Origin of the sequence: Bradyrhizobium sp. (assembly GCF_016462955.1) — a bacterium.
GTDB lineage: Bacteria > Pseudomonadota > Alphaproteobacteria > Rhizobiales > Xanthobacteraceae > Bradyrhizobium.
Genome location: NZ_JAEMSD010000264.1, coordinates 1 through 1,178 on the forward strand (window position 1 = coordinate 1; position 1,178 = coordinate 1,178).

At 68.9% G+C, this 1,178-nt stretch carries 1 protein-coding gene; it reads left to right on the forward strand.

All coding sequences use genetic code 11. The features are described 5' to 3' along the window. Positions 1 to 333: 333 nt before the first annotated feature. Positions 334 to 1,178 (forward strand): alpha/beta hydrolase (locus JHD07_RS23765; protein ID WP_291626477.1); only part of this gene is annotated, 845 nt, incomplete at its 3' end.

Here is a 1,178-nt window from a genome sequence, read left to right on the forward strand (position 1 = left end):
CGCGCGCCGCTTTGGCGAGGCACTCGCCGATTTCGAAGCGGTCTTGAAGCAGCGCGGCCATGATCGGCCGGCCGCGCTGATGCGCGACCGGTGCCGGCAGCTTTCCTCAACCGCGCCGGATGCCGCGTGGCGGGCCGTGGCGGCATTGGCTTCGAAATAGCGGCGCAGTCTGCGACGTCAGCTCGTGTCCGCGCATTCCGCAGCCTGGGCTCTTGAGGTCGCGGGACGCCTATAATAAAGATCGCTTGGTCTGCAGTTCGCCTAGGCGCACCGTCCAGCGAGGGTTCTGCGTCATCTCGAGGCCGCCGCACTCGGACGTTGGGAAGGCGCGACATGACTGCAAATCCGGATAGCCTGCCGCTCGCCGGGCCTGCTCCGGTCTCGGTGCAGACCCCACGCGGGGCGGTCCAATGCGCGGTCGCAGGCGAGGGGCCGGCGATCCTCGCCATCCATGGCGGCATGGGCGGCCACGACCAGTCGTGGCTGCTGGCGCGCGCCCTCGCTGCGACGCTCAGCGACAAGCGGGTCGTCGCCGTGTCCCGTCCGGGCTATCTCGGCTCGCCCCTTGCGCTTGGCGCCTCGCCCGACGAACAGGCTGACGTCTATGCAGCGCTGCTCGACGCGCTCGGGATCTCGGCTGCGGCAGTCGTCGCGGTCTCGGCCGGCGGTCCCTCGGCGCTGCAATTCGCCGCCCGATATGCCTTGCGCTGCCGTTCGCTGGTGCTGATCTCGGCCTGCACGGGACAACTGCAAACGCCGCCGGAGATCGCCGCGCGCCTGCGCATGATGCGCCACCTTGCGCGTCTTCCCGGGTTGCCCGCAATCCTGAAATGGCGAGCTGAGCGGAACCCGCAGGCTGCTGCGCGCCGTGCGATTCCCGACGACGCCTTGCGCGAACGTACCTTGCGTCATCCGGAGGCAGGCCTGCTGCTCCATGCCTTGCAGTCGAGCGTATTCGCGCATCTGCACGCCCGGATTCCTGGAACCGTCAACGACATCGCCCAGTTCGCCGCGCCGGGGAAGTTGGCCGTGGCATCCGTCTCCGCGCCAACCCTCGTCGTGCACGGCCGCGCCGACAACGTCGTGCCCTTCTCGCATGCCGAGAACGCCTGCCGGGAGATCCCGCAGGCGCAGCTGCTGGCGCTCAAGGCCTCCTTCCATGGCTTTTTGCGCAAGCA